16 protein-coding genes are annotated in these 19,378 nt (G+C 69.8%); 9 read left to right on the top strand and 7 right to left on the bottom strand.

Annotation, left to right across the window (positions count from 1 at the left end; all coding sequences use genetic code 11):
• The 5 genes from BSY19_RS15750 to BSY19_RS15730 all read right to left on the bottom strand — a co-directional run bounded on the left by BSY19_RS15750 (position 1) and on the right by BSY19_RS15730 (position 5,354).
• On the bottom strand, positions 1 to 2,115 hold the full coding sequence (locus BSY19_RS15750; RefSeq protein ID WP_069054969.1) for a molybdopterin cofactor-binding domain-containing protein: 2,115 nt from the start codon (positions 2,113 to 2,115) through the stop codon (positions 1 to 3).
• Positions 2,112 to 2,591, bottom strand: a complete 480-nt coding sequence (locus BSY19_RS15745; protein ID WP_069054968.1) for a (2Fe-2S)-binding protein — start codon at positions 2,589 to 2,591, stop codon at positions 2,112 to 2,114. Before BSY19_RS15745 ends, BSY19_RS15750 begins: the two co-directional genes overlap by 4 nt.
• 4 nt (positions 2,592 to 2,595) lie before the next feature.
• Complete coding sequence (locus tag BSY19_RS15740; RefSeq protein ID WP_069054967.1) at positions 2,596 to 3,564, bottom strand: tripartite tricarboxylate transporter substrate binding protein; 969 nt, start codon at positions 3,562 to 3,564, stop codon at positions 2,596 to 2,598.
• A gap of 69 nt (positions 3,565 to 3,633) precedes the next feature.
• Positions 3,634 to 4,521, bottom strand: a complete 888-nt coding sequence (locus BSY19_RS15735) for a fumarylacetoacetate hydrolase family protein (RefSeq protein ID WP_069054966.1) — start codon at positions 4,519 to 4,521, stop codon at positions 3,634 to 3,636.
• 125 nt (positions 4,522 to 4,646) lie between these two features.
• Entirely contained in the window at positions 4,647 to 5,354 is a 708-nt protein-coding gene (locus BSY19_RS15730; protein ID WP_083247643.1) for a FadR/GntR family transcriptional regulator, read from the bottom strand.
• Between the two features lie 152 nt (positions 5,355 to 5,506).
• Here BSY19_RS15730 and BSY19_RS27985 point away from each other — a divergent pair, with 152 nt between their 5' ends.
• The 8 genes from BSY19_RS27985 to BSY19_RS15695 all read left to right on the top strand — a co-directional run bounded on the left by BSY19_RS27985 (position 5,507) and on the right by BSY19_RS15695 (position 15,356).
• A complete protein-coding gene (locus BSY19_RS27985; protein WP_171905156.1) occupies positions 5,507 to 5,659 on the top strand; it encodes a hypothetical protein in 153 nt (50 codons plus the stop codon).
• Positions 5,656 to 7,146 carry a chlorohydrolase family protein gene (locus tag BSY19_RS15725; RefSeq protein WP_069054965.1) on the top strand — a complete coding sequence of 497 codons (1,491 nt, stop codon included), beginning with the start codon at positions 5,656 to 5,658 and terminating at the stop codon, positions 7,144 to 7,146. The genes BSY19_RS27985 and BSY19_RS15725 overlap by 4 nt, the downstream gene beginning before the upstream one ends.
• Positions 7,143 to 8,540: an amidohydrolase family protein gene (locus BSY19_RS15720; RefSeq protein WP_069054964.1), complete on the top strand. Its 1,398-nt coding sequence runs from the start codon at positions 7,143 to 7,145 to the stop codon at positions 8,538 to 8,540. Before BSY19_RS15725 ends, BSY19_RS15720 begins: the two co-directional genes overlap by 4 nt.
• 102 nt (positions 8,541 to 8,642) lie before the next feature.
• Positions 8,643 to 10,211, top strand: a complete 1,569-nt coding sequence (locus BSY19_RS15715; RefSeq protein ID WP_069054963.1) for an ABC transporter substrate-binding protein — start codon at positions 8,643 to 8,645, stop codon at positions 10,209 to 10,211.
• 28 nt (positions 10,212 to 10,239) lie between these two features.
• A complete protein-coding gene (locus tag BSY19_RS15710; RefSeq protein WP_069054962.1) occupies positions 10,240 to 11,208 on the top strand; it encodes an ABC transporter permease in 969 nt (322 codons plus the stop codon).
• A 65-nt stretch (positions 11,209 to 11,273) separates the two neighbouring features.
• A complete protein-coding gene (locus tag BSY19_RS15705; protein WP_083247926.1) occupies positions 11,274 to 12,113 on the top strand; it encodes an ABC transporter permease in 840 nt (279 codons plus the stop codon).
• Entirely contained in the window at positions 12,110 to 13,825 is a 1,716-nt protein-coding gene (locus BSY19_RS15700; RefSeq protein ID WP_069054960.1) for a dipeptide ABC transporter ATP-binding protein, read from the top strand. The genes BSY19_RS15705 and BSY19_RS15700 overlap by 4 nt, the downstream gene beginning before the upstream one ends.
• Before the next feature lie 46 nt (positions 13,826 to 13,871).
• A complete protein-coding gene (locus tag BSY19_RS15695) occupies positions 13,872 to 15,356 on the top strand; it encodes an amidohydrolase family protein (protein WP_069054959.1) in 1,485 nt (494 codons plus the stop codon).
• Positions 15,357 to 15,365: 9 nt separating this feature from the next.
• Here the strand turns inward: BSY19_RS15695 and BSY19_RS15690 are convergent, their stop codons facing one another.
• Positions 15,366 to 16,568, bottom strand: a complete 1,203-nt coding sequence (locus tag BSY19_RS15690; protein ID WP_069057162.1) for an amidohydrolase family protein — start codon at positions 16,566 to 16,568, stop codon at positions 15,366 to 15,368.
• Positions 16,569 to 16,758: 190 nt separating this feature from the next.
• A complete protein-coding gene (locus BSY19_RS15685; RefSeq protein WP_069054958.1) occupies positions 16,759 to 17,469 on the bottom strand; it encodes a GntR family transcriptional regulator in 711 nt (236 codons plus the stop codon).
• 478 nt (positions 17,470 to 17,947) lie between these two features.
• Between BSY19_RS15685 and BSY19_RS15680 the strand changes: the two genes are divergently transcribed.
• Positions 17,948 to 19,366 (top strand): amidase, encoded by a 1,419-nt coding sequence (locus BSY19_RS15680; RefSeq protein WP_069054957.1) that lies wholly within the window; start codon positions 17,948 to 17,950, stop codon positions 19,364 to 19,366.
• The last annotated feature ends 12 nt before the right edge of the window (positions 19,367 to 19,378 follow it).

Raw genomic sequence — 19,378 nt, 5'->3', positions numbered from 1 at the left:
CTACTCCATCGCCGCGATGATGCGGTCGCGCGTGATCGGCATCTGGCGCACCCGGACGCCCAGCGCCGCATGGACGGCGTTGGCGAGGGCGGCCGCGGTCGGCCCCTGCGCGCATTCGCCGGCGCCGAGCGGCGGAAGGTCGGGCCGCGGCACGATCTCGACCGTCACCTCCGGGACCTCGCTGAAGCGCAGGATCGGGTAGGTCTCCCAGGAGGTGCTGGTGACCGCCTCGCGGCTGAAGGCGACCTCCTCCTTCAGCGTCCAGCTCGTCGCCTGCACGGCCCCGCCCTCGATCTGGTTGGCGACGCCGTCGGGGTTGATCGCCTCGCCGACATCGACCGCGATCCAGAGCTGCGTCGCGCGGGGTTCGGACGCGAGGTCGATCTCGGCGACGACGGCGCAATAGGCGCCGGTGTTCTTGTAGCGCGCGAAGGCGAGTCCACGCCCCCTGCCCTCCAGGACGGGTCCGCCCCCATCCGCCATCGCGGCGGCGCGCTCCAGCACGGTGCGCGCCCGCGCGTCGCCGAGATGGCGCAGGCGGAAGGCGAGCGGGTCCTCGCCTTGCTCATGGGCGAGCTCGTCCATCATCGATTCGATGGCGAAGACATTGCCGAAGGCGCCGAGCGCGCGCATCGAGGACGTCCGCAACGGCATGGTCAGCAGGCGGTTCTTGGCGATGCGCCAGGAGGGGAAATCGTAGAGCGGCACGGCATTGCGCTGGGCTCCGCCGCCACCCGCCAGCGGCGGATCCTGCGAGATGTAGAGCGGGAACGGCTTTTCGAGATCGAAGCTCGCCAGCAGGGCCGGGCTACCGGCGCGGCCGGGCCGTGCGACATAGCCGTTGCTCCAGATCTCGTGGCTCCAGCCCGCGATGCGGCCGTCGTCCCCGACCTCGGCGGCGATCTCGATCGCCATCGCGGCCCCGAAGGGCGAGCGCGCCAACTCGTCGGCGCGCGACCAGCGCAGGCGCACCGGGCGGCCGGGCACGGCGCGCGCCAGCAGCGCGGCGTCGAGCGCGGCATCGTCGGCGCCGTTGTGGCCGTAGCAGCCGGCGCCCTCGGCATGGCCGACGACGATCGCGTCCTCCGGCAGGCCGAAGACGAGCGCGAGATCCGCCCGCAGGTTGAAGACGCCCTGGCTGTGGGTGACGACGCGAAGGCCATCCTCCGCCCAGGTGGCGATCGCGCAGGAGGGGCCGATCGAGGCATGGGCGAGATAGGGCTTGAGGTAGCGGCGCACCAGCCGGCGGGTCGCAGGCGATGGCGCCGGGCCCTCGCGGAGATCGACGATGGACGCCTCCGCCGGCTCGGTTTGCAGCCAGGCGCAGAGATCGTGCTGGTCCGGCAGCTCGAAACCACCGGTCCAGCGCGCCGCCGTGGCGAGGCGGCCGAGGGCGGCCTCGGCCTGGACCTCGCTCTCGCAGACGAGGCCGATAAAGCTGCCGTCCCGCACCCAAGCGACCAGCCCGTCGAGGCCGGCCGGCGCCGCCTCGTCCAGGCTCTCCAGCGTCGCGCCGGGGCGCGGCGGGCGCAGGACGCGGCCATGGAGCAGGCCGGGTTCGTCGAGATCGTGGATGAAGGGCCGCGTGCCGAAGACCTTGCCGGCAAGGTCGATGCGCGGGACCGGGCGGCCCGCCAGGGTGCGCGCGCCGGGCGCTTTCGCCTGCACCGCAGGATCGGCAGAACAGGCGAGCGAGACCTGTCCGGCCAGTTCCCAATAGCTGGTGGCGAGATTGCCGGGCCCGGTAATGGCGCCGTCCTCGACCGATAGCGCCTCCTGCGGCACCGACAACAGTCGCGCGGCTTCCGCAAGGAAGAGCCCGCGCGTCTGGGCTGCCGCGAGCCGAACCGAGAGGCCGCAATCGGAGACCGAGAGGCTACCGGAGGTGACGCCCTCATTGGGGCTCGTCGCGGTGTTGGCCGGCCGCAGGCGCACGCGCTCGATGGCGATGTCGAGTTCGTCGGCGCAGATCTGGGCGAGCGCGGTGAGAATGCCCTGGCCGATCTCGACCTTGCCGGGCGAGAGCGTGACATGCCCCTCGGGCGAGATCGAAAGCCAGCGGTCGAGCCGCGGCGTCACCCGCAGCCCTGCGGGAAGGAGGGTCGCGGCGCTCATGCCGCGCGATCCCTCATCGCGGCAGCGGCGCGACGGACGGCGCGCAGGATGCGGTTATGCGCGCCGCAGCGGCAGAGATTGGGGTCGAGCGCGGCCCGGATCGCCGCATCGTCGGGATCGGGCGTGTGCGCCAGCAGGGCCGCGGCGCTGACGACGATGCCGGAGATGCAGTAGCCGCATTGCGCCGCCTGCTCGGCGATCAGCGCCGCCTGCACGGGATGGGGCGCATCCGCCGTGCCCAGCCCCTCCGGCGTCGTGACCTCGCGCCCCGCGACCGACCAGAGCGGCGTGTTGCAGGAGGCGACGGCGTGCCCGTCGACGAGGACGCGGCAAGAGCCGCAGAGGCCCTCGCCGCAGCCGAATCGCGCCGCCTTGAGGCCGAGCTCGCCGCGCAGGACGTCGAGCAGCATCGTGTCGGGCGCCGAGGCCAGCGTCCGGCCCGTGCCGTTGACGGTCAGGCGCGTGCCGGCCTCCATCGCCTCAGTTCACCTTGATGTTCGCGGTCTCGATGATCTTGGCCCATTTGGCGATGTCGGCCTTGATGAAGTCGCCGAACTGCGCCGGGCTCATGTCCATGCCGGCCGTGCCCTGCTTGGCCCAGGCCGCCTTCACATCGGGCCGCGCCTGCGCCTTGCGGATCTCGGCGTTCAGCAGATCGACGATCGGCTGCGGCGTGCCGGCCGGGGCCATAAAGCCGAGCCAGATCGTCGCCTCATAATCCTTCAGCCCGGCCTCGGCGGCGGTGGGCACATCCGGCAGCAGCGCCGAGCGGGTGGCGCCTGTCGTGGCGAGCGCCCTCACCTGGCCGGCCGCGATGCTCGGCGCCATGGTGGTGACTGAGTCGATCATCATCTGGACATGGCCACCGATGACGTTGGAGCGCGCCTCGCCGCTGCCGCGATGGGGCACATGCACGATGTCGGTGCCGCTCAGCGCCTTGAAGCTCTCGCCGGCCAGGTGATAGGGCGTGCCGACGCCCGAGGAGGCGTAGTTGAGCTGCTTCGGCTTGGTCTTGGCGAGCGCGATGAACTCCTGCAGCGTCTTCGCCTCGACCGCCGGATTGACCACGATCACCAGATCGGCCTCGTTGACGGGCGCGACCGGGACCAGATCCTTGGTGAGATTGTAGCCCTTGCTCGGGATCAGCGTCTCGTTGGCGGTGTGCGTGTTGGACATCATCAACAGGGTGTAGCCGTCGGGCGCGGCGCGCGCGGCCTCGGTGGTGCCGATGACGGCACCCGCACCCGGCTTGTTCTCGATGGTGAAGGGCTGCTTCAGCGCCTCCTGCAGCTGCTGGCCGACGGCCCTGGCATAGATGTCGGCCGGGCCGCCCGCGCCGAAGGGCACGATCACCCGGACGCCGCGGCTGGGATAGGCCTGGGCCATGGCGGAGGTCGCGAGCGCGGCCGACGCCAGGGCGGCGAGACAGAGAACCTTGATCCGACGCATCGTTTCCTCCTCCTGATGGGCCGCTTTGGCGCGGCTTCCTTATGGTTTGGTCGTTGGCCGAACGGGTGTTCAGCCGACCGGGTTTTCGAGCACGCCGATCCCGTCGATCTCGATGCGCACGACATCGCCGGCCGCGAGGAACTTCGGCGGGTTGAAGCCGATGCCGACGCCGACGGGCGTGCCGGTGGCGATGATGTCGCCGGGCTCCAGCGTGATGTAGGCCGAGATCGTGCTGATCAGCGTCGGGATGTCGAAGATCAGGTCGGACACCGTCGCGTCCTGGCGTAGCTCGCCATTGACCCAGGTGCGCAGGCGCAGCGTGCGCGGATCGGGCACCTCGTCGGCGGTCAGCACGGCCGGGCCCATCGGGCAGAAGCCGTCGATGCCCTTGCCGAGCACCCATTGGCGGTGCTTGTGCTGGAGCTGGCGCGAGGTGACGTCGTTGACGATGGTGTAGCCGAAGACATGGCCGAGCGCGTCGGCGGTGGCGATGCCGCGCCCGCCCTGGCCGATCACCACGGCGAGCTCGCCCTCGTAATCGACGGACTTCGTCGGATCGAGATGGCCGGGAATCGTCTGGCCCGGACCGATCACCGCCGAGGGCGGCTTGGTGAAGACCACCGGCGCCTCGGGCACGACATCCTTGGTGCTGGCGTCGAAGCCGCTCTGGGCGAACTCCTTGGCATGCTCGTGATAGTTCTTGCCGACGCAGAAGACATTGCGCGCCGGGCGCGGAAACGGCGCATGCAGCGTCACCGCGGCGAGCGGCAGCTTCGGCGCCGCCCCGGCCAGATGGGTCAACCGATCGACGGCCCCGGCGCCCAGCGCGCAGCAGGCCGCCATCGTCTCCGGGGCGCCGTCGACACCCGACAGGTCGGCGATGTGGTCACCGAGGATGACGCCGAGGCGGCCCCTGGCAGCCCCGCTGGTGCCCTGACTGAAGATGGCGAGTTTCATGAGGCCGGCCCGATGCTGGCGCCGAGGTGGCGCGATGCCCCAGAGCTAGAGCAGGCCTCGGCAAGCTGTCAACCAATCAGGCAAAATTGCGTCACATTGGCTCTATTGGTCAACCAATTTAGGTCTCAGCGCCCCAGCAGGTTGCTGCGCACGCGTTCGAGGTGGCCGAGCAGCGCGGTCTCGGCCGCGGCGGCATCCCGCGCCTTCAGTGCCGCGACGATGGCGTGATGCTCGCGCCGGTAATGGTCGCGCCGCTCGGCGCTGAGGCTGCGGCGCTTGAGCTCGCCCCAGGCGGTGAGATCGCGCGCGCGGGTGATCATCGCATAGAGCTCGATCACGAGGCGGTTATGGGTCGAACGCGCAATCGCCTGGTGGAGGGCCGCGTCCCAATGCTCGAAGGCCTCGAAATCATCGGCCGCATCGCCCTGGCGAATGCAGTCGTCGAAGCGCGCGAAATCATCCTGATCGGCGTTGATCGCGGCAAGCTCGGCGAGACGGGGCTCGACCAGCAGGCGTGCCTCCATGATCTCGGCCGGGCTCGCCGAAGGCGGCGAAGGCTCTGCGGGCGGCGGCCCGCTCGCGGCCGCGCGGACATAGGTGCCGCTGCCGATGATCCGCGTGACGGCGCCGCCGCTTTCCAGCACGGCGAGCGCGTCCCGGACGGCCGAGCGCGGCACGGCGAGCTGCGCCGCCAGCGCCCGCTCGGTCGGCAGCTTGCTCCTGGCCCCGTAGACGCCCGCGCGGATCCCATCGGTGATGAAATCGCGAACCCGCTGGGCGTGTCCTGTGGTCGTGCTCATCGTGTTCCAGTCGCGCGCGGCGGGATCGCCCATGGAGGCGCCCCGATTGGTTTACCAATTTCTGCGGGGCTGGCAAGACGTTGCGTCCGGGGCCCCACCCGTAGGGCCGGACTGCGCGGGCGCATTGCCACAGTGGCGCGCCGGCTGTTCAATGCCGGCAGAGACCCACAGCCGAAGAGCGCGACGTGTCCCCACCCGACGGCCCGAAGCGCCCGGTCTTCACCACCATCAACGCCAGCAGCACGGACGGTTTCATCATGAGGACGGGCCTCATCGCGCCGCTGCAGCATCGGATCCTGGTCAAGGGCGGCGCCTGCGTCGCGGGAGCATCGGTATGAGCCTCGGGCGTCGGGACGCGGGACGGACACTGGTCAGCGGGCGCTGGGTCGTCGGCCACCAGGACGGGCGCCACCTTCTGATCGAGCGCGGCGAGGTGGTGTTCGAGGACGGCGCGATCGTCTTCGTCGGCCACGCCTTTCCCGGCGAGGTGGCGCGGCGGATCGATCGTCCCGACGCGCTGATCGCGCCGGGCTTCGTCGATCTCGATGCGGTCAGCGACCTCGACACCGCCGTCCTCAGCCTCGACAACACGCCGTCCTGGCGCAAGGGCCGCGTCTGGCCGCAGAGCTACGTCGCGCGCGGCCCCTACGAGATGTACTCGCCCGACGAACTGGCCTTCCAGAAGCGCTATGCCTTCGCGCAGCTGCTGCGCAACGGCGTCACCACGGCCCTGCCGATCGCCTCGCTGTTCTATCGGCAATGGGGCGAGACCTATGGCGAGTTCGCCGCCGCCGCACAGGCCGCCGAGGAGCTCGGCCTCCGCGTCTATCTCGGACCGGCCTATCGCAGCGGCCATACCATCGTCGACGAGGCCGGCACGGTCAGCCTGCTGATCGACGAGGCGCGCGGGCTGGCGGGGCTCGACGAGGCCGTCCGCTTCTGCCGCGACATGGAGGGCCGGGCCGGCGGGCTCGTGCGAACCATGCTGGCGCCGGACCGGATCGAGGGCTGCACGCCGGAGCTGCTGCGCCGCACCGCCGAGGCCGCCCGCGCGCTCGACGTGCCATTGCGCCTGCACTGCCATCAGTCGCGCTTCGAGGTCGACGAGGTGGCGAAACGCCATGGCCTCTCGCCAACCGGCTGGCTGGCTTCGCTCGGCCTGCTCGGCCCGCGGGTGCTGCTGCCGCATTTCACCGATTTCCCGGCCTTCGACGGCGTCTCGACGCGCGAGCGCGATCTGGCGACCCTGCTCGAGGCCGACGCCACGGTTGTCCACTGCCCGGTGGTGATGGCCCGCAATGGCGCGGCGCTCGACCATCTCTCCGATCTGCGCGAACGGGGGCTGCGGATCGGGCTGGGCACCGACACCTGGCCGCCGGACATGATCCTCAACATGCAGGTCGGCCTGATGCTCGGGCGGGTGATGGCGCGCTCGGTCTCGCGGCCGAGCAGCGCCGAGATGTTCGACGCCGCGACCTGGATCGGGGCCGATGCGCTCGGCCGGCCGGATCTCGGACGGTTGATGCCGGGCGCGCGGGCCGATCTCATCGCGATCGATTTCGGCCATGACGGCATCGGCCAGGTCATCGATCCGATCCAGACGCTGATGCAGTCCTCCTGCGGGCGGGACGTCACCGATGTCATCGTCGACGGGCGCCTCGTGATGGAGGGCCGAATCCTGCCCGGCTTCGATGCGGCTGCGGCCCACCGGCAGGCGCAGGCGCAGTTCGACGGGCTGATCGCCCGCTATCCCGACCGGACCTTCGGTCATCCGCCCGTCTCGGAGATCTTCACGCCGACCTATCCGCTGCGGCGCGCGCCATGACGGAGGCGACGCGGACGATCCTCGGCAATGCGACGGTGATCCCGCTCGATGGTCGGCGCCAGATCCTCGATCCGGGGCATGTCGTGGTCGAGGCGGGCCGGATCGCGACCGTCGCGGCCGGTGCCTGGCCCGAGGGCGAGACGCCGGCTGCGCGCCGGATCGATCTCGACGGCGCGGCCCTGATCCCCGGGCTGATCGACCTCCATCTCCATGCCGGCCACGGGCTGACCAAGAATCTGGGCGGCGACGTCGACGCCTGGATGGAAACGGTGGGCGATGTCTATGCCCGCCACGCCGATGCCGAGTTCTGGGCGGCGGATGCGGCGCTGCAAGCCCTGGAGCGGACACTCGGCGGCACGACGCTGGCCGTGCCGTTCTTCGGCGGCGGCGACAACGTGATGCGCACGGAGGACACCGCCTGCGCGGAGGCCCATCTGCGCGAGATCGAGGCAAGCGGCCTGCGCGAGATCCTCGTCCTCGGCGTCGACCGCCCGCCCTTTCCCAAGCCCCGGCGCGCCTGGGCCGATGGCCGGGCCGTCGAGCGCTCGATGTCCCTCTCCGACCAGATCGCGGCGATCGGGACGCTCGCCGGCCGCTGGCGCGGCGCCGGCCAGGGGCTGATCGACATCGCCGTGTCCGCCCCCGTGATCGGCGAAGCCGAGTTCGCGGTGGCCGATGGCCCGCTCCAGGCCGCCCTGCGCGAGACCACGGCCGCCGCCTGGGCCCTTGCGCAGGGCAGCGGCAGCCGCTTCATCCAGGACGGGCATCGCGACGGGTCGGTGGCCTTCATGGCCGAAACGTTCGGGCTGTTCGACCGGCGCTCGGTCCTGGCGCATTGCATCGACCTGACCGAGGCCGATATCGCCACCTTCGTCGAGCGCGGTGCGGGCGCGGCCTACACGCCGAGTTCGCTGATGGCGGTGTTCGGCTACTGCCCCGCCCCGCGCCTGCTGGCGGAGGGGTTGCGCGTCGGGCTGGGCACGGACGGGCCGGCGCCGGACCGTTCGCTCGACATGTTCCGGACGATGTTCATGGGCCATCGGCACCAGGCGATCCGCTGGAAGGACCCGTCCGCGATCGACGCCTGGACGATCCTCGAGATGGCGACCCTCGGCGGCGCGAAGGCGCTCGGCCTCGACCACGAACTGGGTTCGATCGAGCCTGGCAAGCTCGCCGATCTCGTGGCGGTCTCGCGCCGCGGCGCGCATCTGCAGCCGCGCGACCTGCCCGTGCACCGGCTCGTCTTCTTCGCCAACGCCGCGGACGTCTCGCTGGTCATGGTCGCAGGGCGCGTGCTGGCCGAGAACGGACGCCCGAGCGCCCTCGAGGCCGGCGCGGTTCTGGACCGGGCCGAGCGCGCCTACCGCCTGATGAAAGAACGGGCAGGGCTCTGACACGGCGGCTCACAAACCCGTTGACGAGACTGCATGCAGTTCACCTATGATGACGCATACAAAGGGGGTCGCGATGCGGCTCGAACACAGAGGGGTGTCGTCATGAACCGCATCGCCATGCTTTTGGCCGCCGTCTCGGCCGCCGCCCTGATCTCGACGGCCGCGGAGGCAAAGACTGTGCGCTGGTCGGCACCGACCGACATCGCGACGCTCGATCCCTTCGCCCAGACCGAGAGCTTCACCACTTCGATGCTCCACCACGTCTTCGACCCGCTGGTGCGCCGCGGGCGGACGATGCAGCTCGAGCCGGCGCTGGCGACGAGCTGGAAGACGGTCAAGCCCGACACCTGGCGCTTCGAGCTGCGCAAGGGCGTGAAGTTCCACAATGGCAACGCCTTCACCGCCGACGACGTCGTCGCCTCCGTGACCCGCCTGCTCGACCCCGGCGCCCGCGCCCGCGGCAACCTCTCGCAGGTCATCCGGGCCGAGAAGGTCGACGACTTCACCGTCGATCTCGTCACCAAGGGCCCCTACCCGCTGCTGCTGAACGATCTCGCCGGCATCTACATCATGGACAAGGAGTGGATGGAGCAGACGGGCTCGCTCAAGCCCGGCAACATCGCCACCGGCGTCAGCACCGCCGCCTCCACTACCGCCATCGGCACGGGCCCGTTCAAGCTGGAGTCGTTCAAGCCGGACGCCGGCACGAACATGGTCGTGAACCCGGACTGGTGGGACAAGCCCGAGCACAACATCACGCGCATCGAATTCAAGCCGATCAAATCGGACGCCACCCGGGTGGCCGCGCTGCTGTCGGGTGAACTCGACCTGATCGCCCCGGCCCCGCTGCAGGATCTCGCCCGGATCGGCGCCAACAGCGCCTTCAAGGTGATCGAGGAGCCCTCGCTGCGGCTGATCTTCCTCGGCCTGAGCCAGCGCGACGAACTCAAGTCGATGCCGGGCGAGAAGAACCCGCTCAAGGACCTCAAGGTCAGGCAGGCGCTCTGGCAGGGCATCGACCTCGACGCGATCCAGAAGCGCGTCATGCGCGGCAAGTCCCAGAACACCGGCACGCTCGTGGCGCCGCCGGTGCCGGGCTACGACAAGGCTAACGACACGCTGCCCGGCTACAGCGCCGACAAGGCCAAGGCGCTGCTCGCTGAAGCCGGCTATCCCAACGGCTTCAAGCTCGGGCTGAACTGCCCCAACGACCGCTACATCAACGACGAGGCCATCTGCGTCGCGGTCGCCGCGATGTGGAGCCGCATCGGCGTGCAGACCGATGTGAAGACGGAATCGCGCGCCACCTATTTCCCGAAGCAGGACCGCGGCGAGTTCGACTCCTTCATGCTGGGCTGGGCGACCCTGCCGCCGATGGACGGGTTCAGCGTGCTCTCGGCCCTGCTGACCGCGCCGAAGGACGGTTTCGGCGGCTCGAACCCGATGGGCTACACCAACCCCGAGATCGAGCGGCTGACGCGGGAGGCGGCGGTCGAGCTCGACGAGCCCAAGCGGCGCGCGATGATGGTCCAGGCGCTCAAGGTCGCCAAGGACACCATCGCCTATATCCCCCTGCATCTGCAGCCGGTCGCCTGGGCCTCGCGCCAGGGCCTCGATGTACCGCAGTTCCCGGACGAGTATGTCCGCCTCTGGTTCGCTCAGGTGAAGTGACGCCAGCGACCGGACGGTCCCCAGACTGATGCTGCGCCTGCTTCTCGCCCGCCTCGGCCAGGCCGCGCTCGTCATGCTCGCGGTCTCGGCGGTGTCCTTCGGGATGTTCCGCTTCGTCGGGGACCCTGTCGCGGCCCTCTCGCGGGAGAATGCGACGATCGCCGAAAAGGCCGAGCTGCGCGAGCAGCTCGGGCTCGACCGGCCGGTCGTCGTGCAGTTCGCGGGCTTCCTGAGCCGGATCGTGCGCGGCGACTTCGGCATCAGTTTCCGCAACCAGCGCCCCGTGGCGACCCTGATCGCGGAGCGGCTGCCGGCGACGCTCGAACTGGTTCTCGTCGCGACGCTGCTGTCGCTGGCGCTCGGCATCCCGCTCGGCGTGCTCTGTGCGCTGAAGCCGGACGGGGTTGCGGCACGGCTGGTCCAGGCGGTGTCGCTGATCGGCATTTCGACGCCGACCTTCGTGACGGGAATCGTGCTGATCCTGACCTTCGCGGTGACGCTCGGCCTGTTGCCCTCCTTCGGCCGGGGCGAGACGGTGCAGATCGGCCCGTGGTCGACCGGCCTGCTGACGCTGAGCGGGCTCAAGGCGCTGACCCTGCCCTCGATCACGCTGGCGCTCTACCAGCTGACGCTGATCATGCGGCTCGTCCGCTCGGAGCTGATCGACGTGCTCTCCAGCGACTATATCCGCTTCGCCCGGGCGCGCGGCCTGTCGGCCCGGCACATCCATTTCACGCTGGCGCTGCGCAATGCGCTGATGCCGGTGATCACCGTGACCGGCCTGCAGATCGGCTCGCTGATCGCCTTCGCCATCGTCACCGAGACCGTCTTCCAGTGGCCGGGCATGGGGTTGCTCTTCATCCAGGCGGTCAGCTTCTCGGACGTGCCGGTGATGGCGGCCTATCTGCTCTTCGTCGGGCTGCTCTTCGTGTTGATCAACACCGCCGTCGACCTGCTCTATGCGCTGGTCGATCCGCGCCTACGCGTGAGGGCCTGACCGTGGCGGCTTCCCTCTCCAGGCGGCTGCGGCGCGTGCCGCTTTCGGTCTGGCTCGCCGGGCTGATGGCCGTCGTCATCGTGGCGGCGGCCGCCCTGGCACCGGTGATCGCGCCGTTCGATCCGACCGATCTGACCAGCTTCAACCTGATCGACGCGGAGCTGCCGCCGCGCTTCTCGCCCGATGGCGATCCGCGCTTCCTGCTCGGCACCGACAACCAGGGCCGCGACCTGCTTTCCGCCATGCTCTACGGCGCGCGGGTCTCGATCCTGATCGGCGGCGGCGCGGTGATGGTGGCGGCGGTGGTCGGCGTCGGGCTCGGCCTGATCGCGGGCTATTTCGGCGGCTGGGTCGATGCCGCGATCATGCGCTTCGGCGACATCATCCTGAGCTTCCCGACCATCCTCCTCGCCCTGCTCGTCGCCGGGGTGGCGCGGATGCTGTTTCCCGCGGCGAGTTCGGCCGAATGGGCGCCCTTCATCCTGATCGGGGCGATCGCGATCCATGAATGGGTGCAGTATGCGCGCACCGTGCGGGCTGCGACCATGGTCGAGAGCGCGCGCGACTATGTCCGCGCGGTCAAGGTGATCGGCCTGCCCTCCCGGCAGATCATGCTGCGGCACATCCTGCCCAATGTGATGGGGCCGGTGCTGGTGATCGCGACGATCAACCTCGCCGCCGCCGTGCTGACGGAAGCCACCCTCTCCTTCCTCGGCGTCGGCATGCCGCCGACCTATCCCTCGCTCGGCACGCTGATCCGCATCGGCAACGAGTTCGTCTTCTCCGGCGTCTGGTGGATCGCGCTGTTTCCGGCGCTGCTGCTGGTGCTGCTGGTGCTCGGCGTCAACATCGTCGGCGACTGGCTGCGCGACCTGTTCAACCCGAAGCTGCGGGGGCGCGGATGAGCGCGGTAGCCCCCATCCTCGCCATCGACCGGCTGCGGATCGAATACCCGCTGGCCGATGGCGGCGTGCTGACGGCCGTCGAGGGCGCCACGCTCTCGATCGCGCCGGGCGAGGTCCATGCGCTGGTGGGTGAATCCGGCGCGGGCAAGACGACGATCGGCAATGCGGTGCTCGGCCTGCTCGAAAAGCCCGGCCGGATCGCCTCGGGCACGATCGCGCTCGACGGCCAACCCTTCGACCCGCAGAAGCCCGGCGCGGTACGGCTCGGGCGCGACATCGGCGCGGTGTTCCAGGACCCGATGACGAGCCTGAACCCGCTCTTCACGATCGAGAGCCAGATCGTCGAGACGCTGCGGGCGCATCTGCCGCTCGACCGGGCCGCGGCGCGGACGCGCGCGCTCGAGCTGCTCAAGGCGGTCGGCATTCCCGAGCCCGAGCGGCGGCTGTCGGCCTATCCGCACCAGCTCTCCGGCGGGCAGCGGCAGCGCGTCGTCATCGCCTGCGCGCTGGCCTGCGAGCCCCGGCTGCTTGTGGCCGACGAGCCGACGACCGCGCTCGACGTCTCGATCCAGGCGCAGATCCTCGACCTGCTGCGTGGCCTCGCAGATCAGCGCGGCATCGGCATCCTGCTCGTCACCCACAATATGGGCGTCGTCGCGCAGATCGCCGACACGGTGACGATCATGCATCGCGGCCACATCGTCGAGAGCGGGCCGGTGGCGCAGGTCCTGCGCCATCCCCAGGCGGACTATGCGAAGGCGCTGATCGGCGCCGTGCCGCGCATCGATATCCGGCTCGACCGCTTTCCGATGCTCGACGGGGCGAACCAGACCGAGGCCGGCGCCGCGCGAGACCAGCTGCGGGCGAAGGCCCTGGCCGTCGGGGACCCGTCGTCGGGTCGCGACGTGCCCCTGCTCAGCGTCGACAACCTGAGCGTCGATTACGGGGCGGGCTTCCTCGCCGGCCGTGGCGCCCGCGCCTTCCGGGCCGTCGACGGGGTGAGCTTCGAAATCCGTCAGGGCGAGGTCTTCGGCCTCGTCGGCGAATCCGGATGCGGCAAGACCACGATCGCCAATGTGGTGGCGGGCCTGCGGGCGCCGACCGGCGGCACCATCCGCTTCGACGGCCAGGTGATCGCCGGCGCGGAGGCGGCGCCGCGCAAGGGCAAGGCCCGGCGCGCGATCCAGATGATCTTCCAGGACCCCTATTCCTCGCTGAACGCGCGGATGCGGGTCGGCCGCATCCTGGCGGAGCCGATCCTGTTCTACGAGCTGGCGCGGACACGGGCCGAGGCCGAGGCCGATGTCGGCCTGCTGATCGAGGCCGTCGGCCTGCCAGCGGAAGCCGCGCAGCGCTTCCCGCATGCCTTCTCCGGCGGCCAGCGCCAGCGGCTCTCGATCGCGCGGGCGCTGGGGGCGAGGCCGCGACTGATCGTCTGCGACGAACCGACCTCCTCGCTCGACGTCTCCGTCCAGGCGCAGATCCTCAACCTGCTCAAGGATCTGCGCGACGTGACCGGTCTGACCCTGCTGCTGATCAGCCACGACCTCGCGGTGATCCGCCAGATGTGTGACCGGGTCGCGGTGATGCGCGCGGGCCGGATCGTCGAGATGGCGGCGGCCGAGACGCTCTTCACGGCGCCCCAGGCCGATTACACCCGGCAATTGCTCTCGCTCGTGCCGACACTCGAGCGCATTCGCGGTGAAGCCTGACGGCCGGCTTCACCGAACAGAACACATAGGGCCCGAGGAGACGACCATGACCGACATCCTGATCCAGCACGGCGTCGTCGTGACGATGGACGGCACCCGCCGCGTCATCGAGGACGGCGCCGTCGCGATCAAAGGCGACCGCATCGTCGCCGTCGGCACCAGCGCCGAACTCGCGATCAGCCATGGCGATGCCGCCACCGTCATCGACGCCGCCGGCAAGATCGTGATGCCGGGTCTGATCGACGCGCACACCCATGCCGGCCACGGCCTGATCAAGACCATGGGCGGCGGGCGCAGCGACGAATGGTACGAGGTCTGCCACAGGGTCTACACCGTCGCCTCGACGCCGGAATGGTGGCGCGCGGAGGCGCAGCTCGCGGCGCTGGAGCGGCTGCGCTTCGGGGTGACGACCGCGGTCGCGCTGCTCGGCGGCGGCGACACGATCATGCGCTGCGACGAGCCTGTTTATGGCGAGGCGCATCTCGACGGCGTCGCCGAGGTCGGCACGCGCTCGGTGCTGGCGGTCGGCGCCACGCGCCCGCCCTTCCCGCGGACCTATGCGCGCTTCGAGAACGGCGAGGCCAAGGAGCATGCCACGACCTTCGAGGACATGTTCGCGACCTGCCAATCGCTGGTCGAGACGCAGCATGGCCGGCTCGGCAAGCGGCTCAACATCGCGCTGATCACGCCGACGCTGCGGGCCGAGCACGAGGCCGGGCTCAGCGCGTCGGATCTGGCGGATGCGCGTGCGCAGGGCCGCCGCATGTCCGATTTCGCCAGGGAGGCCGGGCTCGTCTTCACCCAGGACGGGCACACCAGGGGCAGCGTCGCCTATGCCAGGGAGCTCGGCATTCTCGGGCCCCATGCGCTGCTCTCGCACTCGACCGCGCTGACGGACGAGGAGATCGCGATCGTCGCCGATACCGGCACGCATATCGTCCATAATCCGTCCGCCGTCGCCTCGATCCTGGCGCGCTGCCCGGTCACCGAGCTGCTGGAGGCCGGCGCCAATGTCTGCCTTGGCTCGGATGCCACAGCGCCGGACCGCTCGGGCGACATGTTCCGGCACATGCAGCAATGCATGCATTACCACCGCACCTTCCACCACGATCCGAGCTGGCTGCCGCCGGGACGGGTGCTGGAGATGTGCACGGTGGATGCCGCGCGGGCGCTCGGCATGGCCGACGAGATCGGCTCGCTGGAGGTCGGCAAGAAGGCCGACGTCGTGCTGCTCGACTGGCGCCGGCCGCATCTCTACCCGGCCAACATGCCGCTGTTCCGGCTGGTCTACTTCGCCAATGGCAACGACGTCGACACCGTCATCGTCGATGGCCGGATCGCGCTGCGCGGCCGCAAGGCGATGTTCGTCAACGAGGATGCGGTGCTCGACACGGCGCAGGCCCAGACGGAATGGATGCTCGATTACTGCGGATACCGGCCTCTGCTGGAAACGCCGGCGAGCTTCTGGGGCCAGGTGCGCGCCATGGACCAGGTCGAGGCGCGCAGCCTGTCGGGGCTCAAGAAGAACTGAGCTTCGGCCTCAGGGCGCCGGGCGCAGCGGCACCCCGTCGCGGGCGACGATGCGGCCGCGCTTCAGGACGCGGCGGTTCGGCGAGCGGTTGACGACCGCCTCGGCCAGCGTCTCGCCGGGCAGGATCAGCAGGTCGGCGGCGCAGCCCTCGGCCAGCCCGTAATCGGCGACCTCCATCAGCTTCGCGCCCTCGACGGTGCAGGTGTCGAGCGCGAGCCGGACCTCGTCGTCACGGCGGAGATTGTTGCGCAGGCCGACGAGCACGGCGCGCTCCAGCATGTCGCCATTGCCGTAGGGGTTCCAGGTGTCGCGGATGCCGTCCGAGCCGGCGGCGATGCGGATGCCGGCGGCGAGCATGCGCTTGACGGCGGGAACCGGGCGGCTCGCCGGTGCCGTGGTGACGATGGCGATATCGAGTTCGGCGATCGCCTCGATGAGGGGATCCACAAGCGCCGGATCCGGCGTGCCCAGGCAGAAGGCGTGGCTGATCGCGACCTTGCCCTGCATGCCCAGCACCCGCGTCCGCTCGATGATCAGGTCGAGCGAAAACGCGCCCATTTCCCCGGGCTCGTGCAGGTGGATGTCGAGCGGCTTCCCATAGCGCTGGCAGAGCCCGAAGATCGCGTCGAGATGGCCCTTGGGGTCGCGGTCGATGCCGCAGGGATCGAGCCCGCCGACGACCTCGCAGCCGGCCTTCATGGCCGCGTCCATGATCTCGAGCGTGCCCGGGCGGCGCAGCAGGCCCGATTGCGGAAAGGCGACCAGCTCGATGTCGACGATGTCGCGCCAGGCATCGCGGGTCGCCATCACGCCCTCGATGCCCCACAACCCATGCTCGGTATCGACGTCGACATGGCTGCGGATCTGGGTCGCGCCGCAGACCGAGGCCCGCACCGCCTGTCGGGCCGACTGCCGGGCGGGCTCGATGTCGAGCCGCTTCTTGTTCATCCGCTCGTTGTCGATCTTGTCGAGCAGGTTCGGGCCGACCTGGTTCACATACCAGGGCAGGCCGAGCAGGTTCTTGTCGAGATGGGTGTGCGCCTCGACGAGGCCGGGCACGACGATCTCGCCGCGTCCCTCCTCCACCGGGACGCCGGGCGCCTCGATCCCGGTCGCGATCCGGGCGATGCGGCCGTTCTCGATCAGGATGTCGGTCGCCGCCCCGGCATAGGGGCGGACATCGCGCAGGAGCAGGGAAGCCGTCGTCGCCATCGTGACCTCGCGCTGGATCAGGTCCAAACCGGCGCCTGGCCCCGCGGCCGAGCGCTCGATTGCATGCAGTTCATCCTAGCTATGGCATGCATCCGGCCGAGGCAACCACGCGGCCGATGCCCAGGATGGCGGGATCGATCTGACCGTTCATGCGAGGACGCCCTGCCCAGACAAGGCTCTCCTGCAAGGCTCATGACAGCGCGAGCGCCGCCTCGGAGCGGTTGGCGAGCTTGCGCCCGATCAGCCGGCCGGCGCGTTCGACATGCTCGCGCATCACCGCCTCGGCTCGCCCGCCCTGCCGGGCCAGGATGGCCTCGCCCAGGTCGAGGTGATCGTCCTGCGAGCGGCGATAGGCCGCGCGATCCCACCAGACCACGGCGCGTTCGGCGAGGAAGGTCCGGACGCCGGATTCGGTCAGCAGCGGCAGGGTGCGCGTCCGCTGAATCGAATTGGCGAGGTAGCCATTGCCGGAGGCTGCGATGATCTGGCCGTGGAAGGCGATGTTGAGGTCGCCCCAACGCTGCTGCTCGGCATCGCCCCAGCTGTCGCCGGCGACCAGCCGCTCCATTTCGTCGAGCGTCTCGCGAAAGCGCTGGCGCGCGGCATCGGCCAGCCCGATCTCGGCCGCCAGACGTGCGGCCAGCCCCTCGAGCGTCGCCCGGACCGTGTAGATGTGGACGGCCTCGTCGAGCGAGAGGCGGCGGACGACATAGCCGCAATTGGGCTCGTAATCGAGCAGACCCTCGGCGAAGAGCGCGCCCAGCGCCGCCCGCACCGGCGTGCGCGACACCTGCATGGCCTCCGCCAGCGCCATCTCGTTCAGCCGCCCGCCCGGCATATAGGCGCCACCGAGAACCGCCTCGCGCAGGCGCCGGGTGACCGATTCCGCTCGTGTGACCATCTCGCCCTCTGCCCTCCGTCTTGTGCAATTCGGGCCTACCAAACCAGGCCAACTCCGGATCGCTGCTCTTTGTACACAATTTATGCAAAAATCGAAAACGAAGAAGTCATCCTCTAAGATGTTTATCTTGTTACGATATTCGGCGCCGCTCACCAAGCCCTGCCCATCTGCGGATCGCTTCGCTGGCTCTGGATTGAGCACAGTGTCGCGTCAACCGGGATTTGTCGGCCGCCCATGCGATCGAAACCGCGCCGGGACCGGAGCCACAGGCTCCGCGAACGAGATATACAAGGATTAAATCGAATAAATACAGATTCTTATCCGGATCCTCCGAGGCGAAATCCAGATCCAGCATCGGGCCCACAGACCGCTGGATCGGTTGGCATGTGGCTTGCTGAGAGACAGGCAACGGGGGCGAACCGGCCTCCCGATCGACGCCTACATTGCATGCAATACCGGCAGATCGAAGGAGAAGCGCATGTCCGTCATCGAAGCTGAGCCGGTCGCGACCACGGATCTGGTGGATCTCAGCGTTCTCGAACTGGGACGGATGATGCGCTCCGGCGACCTCTCCCCCGTCGTGCTGACCCAGACCTGCCTCGACCGGATCGCCCGCTATGACGGGCGTCTCAACAGCTTCATCACGGTCTGCGCCGAGACGGCGCTGGCGCAGGCGAAGACCGCGGCGCGGGAACTGGCGGAGGGGATCGATCGCGGACCGTTCCACGGCATTCCCTTCGCGCTGAAGGACAATGTCGACACCGCCGGCGTCCTGTCCTCCTCGCATTCGAGAATCTTCGTCGATCGCTTCCCGACTGAGAGCGCGACCGTCGCCAGCAAGCTCGAGGCGGCGGGCGGCATCCTGATCGGCAAGACCGCGACCTTCGAGTTCGCCATCGGCGGCCCGTCCTGGGACCTGCCCTGGCCGCCGGCGCGCAATCCGTGGAACCGCGACTACCTCCCGGGCGGCTCCTCGTCCGGCTCGGGGGCGGCCGTCGGCGCCCGTTTCGTTCCGGCCGCGATCGGCACCGACACCGGCGGCTCGGTGCGCTGGCCCGCCGCGATGTGCGGCATCACCGGGCTGAAGCCGACCTATGGCCGCATCAGCCGGCGCGGCGTCCACCCCAACACCTATTCGCTCGACCATTGCGGGCCGATGACCCGCACGGCCGAGGACTGCGCGATCATGCTCGGGGCCTGCGCCGGCTACGACCCGCGCGACCCGGGTTCGATCGACGAACCGGTGCCGGACTATCTCGCCGCGCTGACCGGCTCGATCAAGGGCCTGCGGATCGGGCTCGTGCGGCACTGGTACGAGGCGGACGCGACCGATGAGGTCGTCGCCGCCGTGGATGCGGCGGTGGCGGTGCTGCGCGACCTCGGGGCGATCGTCGAGCCGGTCACGCTCGATCCGCTGCGCGACTATGTCGACGCGAAGACCACGATCTCGATCGCTGAGCTGTTCAGCGTCCACGAGAAGGACATGCGCACGCGGCCGCAGGATTTCGGCAAGCTGCTGCGCAGCCGCGTCATGGCCGGCGGGCTGGTGCGGGCCGAGGACTATGTCCAGGCGATGCGCTGGCGGGCCGAACTCGCCAGCCGGATGATGGCGCATTTCGGCCGCTTCGACCTCTTCGTCACCGCCGGCTGGCTCGCTCCGGCCGACCCCGCCGATCCCGAGGGCGTCGACTTCTTCAAGAAGCGCCAGCTCGTCACGATGCCGTTCAGTCTCACCGGAATGCCCGCGCTGAACGTGCCCTGCGGTTTCTCGGCCGGCGGGTTGCCGCTGTCGCTCCAGTTCGGCGGGCGCCCCTTCGACGAGGCGACGGTGCTGCGCGCCGGCGACGCCTATCAGCGCGCCACCGACTGGCATCTCGCCACACCCGACCTCGCCTGACGGGAGAGCCCC

The organism is Bosea sp. RAC05, assembly GCF_001713455.1.
Lineage (GTDB): Bacteria > Pseudomonadota > Alphaproteobacteria > Rhizobiales > Beijerinckiaceae > Allobosea.
The sequence above is the reverse complement of the archived record's forward strand: the minus strand, read 5'-3'. Positions and strand labels throughout refer to the sequence as shown.